Source organism: Mycobacterium sp. E1747, assembly GCF_001667775.1.
Lineage (GTDB): Bacteria > Actinomycetota > Actinomycetes > Mycobacteriales > Mycobacteriaceae > Mycobacterium.
In genome coordinates this window covers 1-6,641 of sequence record NZ_LZJI01000205.1, presented here as the reverse complement: position 1 = coordinate 6,641, position 6,641 = coordinate 1, and the positions used below count along the sequence as shown (strand labels likewise).

At 69.7% G+C, this 6,641-nt stretch carries 6 protein-coding genes; 3 read left to right on the top strand and 3 right to left on the bottom strand.

Annotated features, from left to right (window positions below; translation table 11 throughout):
* Together A5695_RS22010 and A5695_RS22005 are read left to right on the top strand one after the other, a co-directional pair.
* Positions 1-538, top strand: a 538-nt coding sequence (locus A5695_RS22010; RefSeq protein WP_197515591.1) for an adenylate/guanylate cyclase domain-containing protein, incomplete at its 5' end; no start/stop codon positions are given.
* 11 nt (positions 539-549) lie between these two features.
* Positions 550-2,097 carry a leucyl aminopeptidase gene (locus A5695_RS22005; protein ID WP_197515590.1) on the top strand — a complete coding sequence of 516 codons (1,548 nt, stop codon included), beginning with the start codon at positions 550-552 and terminating at the stop codon, positions 2,095-2,097.
* 98 nt (positions 2,098-2,195) lie between these two features.
* Here the strand turns inward: A5695_RS22005 and A5695_RS22000 are convergent, their stop codons facing one another.
* Both A5695_RS22000 and A5695_RS21995 read right to left on the bottom strand, forming a co-directional pair.
* Positions 2,196-3,797 (bottom strand): NAD(P)/FAD-dependent oxidoreductase, encoded by a 1,602-nt coding sequence (locus A5695_RS22000; RefSeq protein ID WP_068087209.1) that lies wholly within the window; start codon positions 3,795-3,797, stop codon positions 2,196-2,198.
* A complete protein-coding gene (locus A5695_RS21995; protein ID WP_231974940.1) occupies positions 3,794-4,246 on the bottom strand; it encodes an SRPBCC domain-containing protein in 453 nt (150 codons plus the stop codon). The genes A5695_RS22000 and A5695_RS21995 overlap by 4 nt, the downstream gene beginning before the upstream one ends.
* A gap of 135 nt (positions 4,247-4,381) precedes the next feature.
* Here A5695_RS21995 and A5695_RS21990 point away from each other — a divergent pair, with 135 nt between their 5' ends.
* The gene (locus A5695_RS21990; RefSeq protein WP_068087203.1) at positions 4,382-4,726 is read left to right on the top strand and encodes an aminopeptidase; all 345 of its coding nucleotides are present in this window, start codon (positions 4,382-4,384) and stop codon (positions 4,724-4,726) included.
* 6 nt (positions 4,727-4,732) lie between these two features.
* On the opposite strand, the gene A5695_RS21985 is transcribed toward A5695_RS21990, so the two are convergent.
* Positions 4,733-6,508, bottom strand: a complete 1,776-nt coding sequence (locus tag A5695_RS21985; RefSeq protein WP_068087200.1) for an SDR family oxidoreductase — start codon at positions 6,506-6,508, stop codon at positions 4,733-4,735.
* Between the last annotated feature and the right edge of the window lie 133 nt (positions 6,509-6,641).

Genomic DNA, 6,641 nt, shown 5'->3' with positions numbered 1-6,641 from the left:
CGTGCTGCGCGACACCTCGGCAAGCGTGGTGTGTGGCATCGGTTTTGCGGATCTGTCGGGCTTCACCGTGCTCACCCGCGCGCTCACCCCCGCCCAACTGTCGCACATGCTCAACGAGTTCGCCGGCACGGTCGCGGACGTGGTGCATCGCGATGGCGGCCGGGTGGTGAAGTTCATCGGCGACGAGGTGATGTGGGTGAGCGCGTCACCCGAACGCCTCGCCATGGCGGCGGTCGATCTGGTCAACCATCCACGGGCGCGCGAGGAGGGTCTGCAGGTTCGCGCCGGTTTGGCGTTCGGCTCCGTCCTGGCGATCAACGGGGACTACTTCGGCAGCCCGGTCAATCTCGCGGCGCGTCTGGTCGGGGCCGCCGCCCCGTGCCAGATCCTGGCCGATTCTGCGCTGCACGAACAGTTACCGGCCTGGCCGGCGACGGCCCGTGGTCCCTTTGACCTCAAGGGTTTTGACACCCCCATGATCGCCTTCGAGCTGCACGGTCGGGACGCCGCCGATCTCGGCTCGGGCTCCGGCGATTAGGGTAACTGCCCGTGACCACCGATTTGAGCTACGACAGTCCCTCCGTCAACGTCGCCACATCGCTGCCGAAACGCGGGGCGGGCTCTTCGGTATTGATCGTGCCGGTCGTCTCGACCGGCGACGAGGACAGACCGGGAGCGGTGGTCGCACCGGGCGAATCGTTGCTGCCCGCCGACGCGGTCACCGAAATCGAATCCGGGCTGCGCGCACTGGACGCCACCGGCGGCAGCGAGCAGGTCCACCGCCTGGTCGTGCCGTCGCTGCCGGTGTCCAGCGTGCTGACGATCGGCCTGGGCAAGCCTCGACCCGAGTGGCCCGCCGACACCATCCGGCGCGCCGCCGGTGTGGCAGCGCGCTCGCTCGGCACCGCCGAGGCGGTGCTCGTGACGCTGCCCGGCGACTTCAGCGCCGACGTCTGCTCGGCGGCCGTCGAGGGCGTGATCCTGGGCAGCTATCGGTTCACCGAATTCCGCAGCGGCAAGACCGCGCCGAAGGACAAGGGGCTGCGCAAGGTCACCGTGCTGTCCGCCTCGAGGGACGCCAAAGCGGCCAGTGCGCACGGCGCCGCCGTCGCGACCGCGGTGGCCACTGCCCGCGACTTCGTCAACACGCCCCCAAGTCACCTCTTCCCCGCCGAATTCGCGCGACGCGCAAGGGCTTTGGGTGAATCGGTGGGCCTCGAGGTGGAAGTTCTCGACGACAAGGCGCTGCAGAAGGCGGGCTACGGCGGCGTAATCGGCGTCGGTCAGGGCTCGTCGCGGCCGCCGCGGCTGGTGCGACTGACCCACCGGGGTTCGAGGCTGTCCAAGAAGCCGAAGCAGGCGAAGAAGGTGGCGCTGGTCGGCAAGGGCATCACGTTCGACACCGGCGGCATCTCGATCAAACCGGCGGCATCGATGCACTACATGACCTCCGACATGGGCGGCGCGGCCGCGGTCATCGCCACGGCGGCGCTGGCCGCGCAGCTGCGGTTGCCGATCGACGTGATCGCCACCGTGCCGATGGCCGAGAACATGCCGTCGGGCACGGCGCAGCGGCCCGGTGACGTGCTGACGCAGTACGGCGGCATCACCGTCGAGGTGCAGAACACCGACGCCGAGGGCCGGCTCATCCTGGCCGACGCGATCGTGCGGGCGTGTGAGGACAATCCCGACTACCTGATCGAGACCTCCACGTTGACCGGCGCCCAGACGGTGGCGTTGGGCGCCCGGATCCCCGGTGTGATGGGCAGCGACGAGTTCCGCGACCGGGTCGCCGCCATCTCGCAGCGGGTGGGCGAGAACGGTTGGCCGATGCCGCTGCCCGACGAGCTCAAGGACGACCTGAAGTCGACGGTGGCCGACCTGTCCAACATCAGCGGCCAGCGTTTCGCCGGCATGCTGGTGGCCGGGGTGTTCCTGCGTGAATTCGTCGCCGACGGCGTCGGCTGGGCGCACATCGACGTGGCCGGCCCGGCGTACAACACCGGCGGGCCGTGGGGATACACCCCCAAGGGCGGCACCGGGGTGCCGACCCGCACCATGTTCGCCGTACTCGAGGACATCGCCGAGAACGGTTAGCGCGCGGCCTCCCGGCGCTCGCGCGTGAGGCTCGCGCTCGAGCGTCACGCCAGCGTGGCGCCCGCGCTCAAGCGTCACGCCAGCGTGACGCTCGGTGGCTAGCGCCTACCCGTCATCAGCGAGAAGACGGCTCGCTGCACCGTGCGACGGGGCCAGCCTGTCGCGCCGTCGGCCGCCAGCGCGGCATTGGCCGCGTTGCGCCCACACGCGCCGTGCACGGAGCCGCCCGGGGTGGCCGACGCGCTGCCCAAATACAGCCCCTGCACCGGGGTTTCGGCCCGGCCCATGCCGGGTGCCGGGCGAAAGATCAGCATCTGCTGCAGCTGCGCCGTGCCGCCGTTGAGCGCGCCCATGTGCAGGTTGGCGTCGCTTGCCTCCAGGTCCGACGGGCGTTGAACGAACCGCTGCACGACCGCCGAACCGAACCCCGGCGCGTGTTCCTCGATCACCCGGTCCACCGCTTCGGCGAGCCGATCCGCCGACGCGTCGTCAGCCACGTTGCGCGGCAGATGCGTGTAGGCCCAAACACTTTCGGTGCCCTTCGGCGACCTGGTCGGATCGGCCGTGGTGGTTTGGCCCAACAACATGAAGGGATGCTCGGGCACCGCCCGGGTGTTCAGATCGGCCATCCAGCGGACCAGCCCGTCGCCGTCGGCGCCGAGATGGACGGTGCCCACGTCGTGCAGGCTCTTTGCCCGCCACGGAACGGGCGCCCCCACGGCATAGTTGACCTTCACCACCGGAGGGTCCCAGATGAAATGCTCGAGGTCACGTAACAGCTTGGGCGGCACTGCATCCGGCGGCAGCATGTCGCAGAACAATCGGGGGGCGGTCACGTCGGCGACGATCGCCCGCCGCGCCGCCACCGTGCGCCCCTCGGCCGTCGTCACCCCGACAGCGCGACCACCCCGCACCTGGATGCGGGACACGTTCTGGTTGCACTCGATTCGCGCTCCCGCAGAGCGAGCGCGACCGACCAGGGCGGCCGTCAACTGCCCGGAGCCCCCGACCGGTACTGGCCAGCCGCCGTCCTGGGCCAGCATCGTCATCAGAAATCCCATGGCTCCGCTGATCGGCGCGTCCGGCGGGACGTCGGCGTGCATTGCGTTGCCCAGCAACAACACTCGCGGCGCTGCACCGGCGAACAGCTCACTGGCCATGGTGTTGGCCGGCTGTACCAGCAGGCGCGCCACCCGCAGCGCCTCCGACGTGCCGAGCCTGGTCAGCAGCCGCAGCAGCGGACGCACTGGGGGGAAGGGCGCCAACATGGCGTCCAGCAGCGGCGCCTTGATCCGCTCCCACAAGTCGACCAGGCGCCACCAGTTGTCGCCGTCGGCGGGCACCCGGCGGGCGAATTCGGCCGCCGTGCGCGCGGCGTCGTGATAGACCAGGGGCGGGTCGTCATCGTCCGCGCTGCGCGGGTGTCCCACGACTACGGGGGCATGCGACCAGCGCAGGCCGTGATCCTCCAGCCTCAACGCGGCGATCGCCGGCGACGCCACCGTCATCGGGTAGTAAGAGCTGAACAGGTCGGTGATGTAGCCCGGCGTCAGCTCGGCGCTGCGCACCGCGCCGCCGGGTTCGGGCTGGGCTTCCAGCACCAGCACGTCCCAGCCCGCGTCGGCCAGCATCGAGGCGGCGACCAGTCCGTGGTGTCCCGCCCCGATGACGACGGCGTCGGCGGCGTCCCGCGCGCTCATTTCGCCTGGCTGGGCACCTTGCGCTCCGCCAGCGCCCCCAGCCGCCAGAGACACTCCTTGTTGCGCGGGTAGGCCGCGGCCAACGCGACCGAATTGGGAACGGCCCCCATCGGGCCTTCGACGGGCACCTCGATCATCTCCACCCGGCAGCCCTGCGGTGTCTCGTGCAGCCGCATCGTGATCCGCGCGGCGCCCAGTGGCCCGAGGCGGGCACACAGCACCAGTTTGTGGGGCGGTTCGCTCTCCTGGACCACCGTCGCGTCGTTGATCACCAACGGCCAGATCCCGATCGAGTGCCTGATCGACGACCCGGGTTCCGGCCAGTTCGGGTCGACCGCCCGCATGCGGCTGTTGCCCACCACCCACTGGGTGTAGGTCCACCCTTGGGCCAACACTTCCCACACCCGCTCGCAAGGCGCGGCCACGTCCCGCGTCGCAATCAATACCACGGCCTGATTCCCTCTCTCGGTTACGCGGCGGAATACCCACGAATGGGGCGGTGAATCCGGCCGGACCGGGTTTACCAGCCCTGTCCAGCGGCTAATCTCCCACGGTCGAAAACCTGTTCCAAGAAAGGCGAGATCGTGACTGTGCGACGGTTGATCCTGGGTGTGGGCGCCGTGCTGCTGCTGGCTGGCGTGATCGGGCTACTGGCGCCGGTGTCGATTTCCGACGGCAACGGCCATTCGATCGGGTGTGGGAACGCGGTCGCCGCGGACCTGTCGGCGGCCAGAAGCGCCAACGACAACAGCGTGGCGAGCATCCCGATCCTCAATCAGGTTGTCCCGCACACCGACTATGTTGCGCAATGCGAGTCGTCGGTGGGTAGCCGGCGCACGTGGTCGATTCCGCTGGCGATCGTCGGGGTGCTTGCGATCGGCGGCGCGTTGCTCACGGGCCGTCAGGGCGCCGCGCGGGCGGGCACCTAGTCCGGGTCAGATCACCCGCAGCCGCGCGGCGTTGCGCAGCCCTTGCGGCACCAGCCGCGAAAGGCCGTACAGCGCATAGGCTTCCGGCGCGACCGGGCGAATCGGCTTCTTCTTCTGCACCGACGACAAGATGGCGTTGGCGACCTTGTCCGGGCCGTAGTGCCGCAGCGCGAACATCTTGCCGAGCTGGCCCCGGCGGCCGTCGACCTGTTCGCCTTTTCCGGCGGGCGCGTCGAAGCGGGTGGTGTTGATGATGTTGGTGTCGATGACGCCCGGGCAGATGGTGGTCAGCCCCACCCCGGCGGCGTCGAGTTCGGCCCGCAGGCAGTCCGAGAACATGTAGGTCGCCGCCTTCGACGTGCAGTAGGCGTTCAGCGACTGCGACGGGGCGTAGGCGGCCATCGACGAGACGTTGACGATGTAGCCCCCGGTGCCGCGCTCCACCAGCCGCCGCGCGAACGAACGGCAGCCGTTGACCACGCCGCCCAGGTTGACGTCGAGCACCCGGTCGAACTGCTCGGCCGGGGTGTCCAGGAATCCGCCCGCGTGCCCGATGCCGGCGTTGTTGACGACGATGTCGGGCACCCCGTGCTCGGCACTCACCCGCTCGGCGAACGCCTCGACGGCCTCGGCGTCCGACACGTCGAGCACGTAGGCGTGCGCGACACCACCGCGGGTGGCGATCTCGGCGGCCGTCGCCTTGACGGCCGCTTCGTCGATGTCGCTGATGATCAGCTCGGCGCCCTCCCGCGCGAACGCGAACGCCGTCTCGCGGCCGATTCCGCTGCCGGCGCCGGTAACCGACACCAGGGTGTCTCCGAAGGACCGGCGGGGGCGCTGGACCTGCGCGCGCAGCAGCGCGCGGCTCGGCGGATTGCCCTCGGCCCAATCGGCGAATTCGTGCACCGCGGCCGCCATCACCTGCGGGTGCGACATCGGCGAGAAGTGACCGGCCTTGATGTCGCGCCGCCATAGCCGCGGCACGAACCGCGGTGTGTGGTCGTAGCCGTACGGCCGCACGTACTTGTCCTGGGTGTTGACGATCAGCTGCACGGGCACGTCGACGACATGGACGCCCCGCCCGCGGCCGGTGAACGAGCGAAAGTAGTTGGCGGGATAGGTTTTCACCGAGCGGGCGGCGTCGCGCGCCAGCTGGGGCGAGTGGTGGATCTGCTCGACCTGGATGTTGTCGACGGCGTTGCGCCGCAGCGCCGGGATCGACATCGTCAACCGCAGGAACAGCGGCGCGAGCACCGGGATCGAGAAGAACAGCATGTAGCTGAACCGCAGCGCCTGGCTGACCGATCGCAGAAACCGGCGCGGGCGCCACGGTTGGCGCAGCCCGCTCAAGATGTAGTCGACCAACTGCTCCTGGCTCGGGCCGGACACCGACGTGAACGTGGCCACCCGGTCACCGGCGCCGGGCCGCTTCAGGTAGTGCCACACGCCCACCGAGCCCCAGTCGTGGCCGAGCACGTGCACGGGCCGGCCGGGACTGAGCTCGCCGGTGACCGCGGCGAAGTCATCGGCGAACCGGTCCATGGTGTAGGCCGACACCGGCTTGGGCGACGAAGACAGACCGACGCCGCGGTTGTCGTACCTCAGGATGCGGAACCGGTCCGCCAGCAGGGGCACGACACCGTCCCACAGCACGTGTGAGTCCGGAAAGCCGTGCACGAGCACGACGGTGGGTCCGTCCGGATTCCCCTCTTCGTAGACCGCGATGCGCGCGCCGTCGGCGCTGTCGACGAAATGCTGGGGTAGCTGTTGTGTTGCCGGCATCTCCGCCTCCCCGCTTCAACTGCAGTGGCCACACCGTAGCAAGCGGGCTCGGCAAGTCCCGGCAACGTCCGCCCGGCTGTGTGCCGGCGCCGACGCAGTGACAGGATAGTTTTGGATAGCTACTTACAACGGC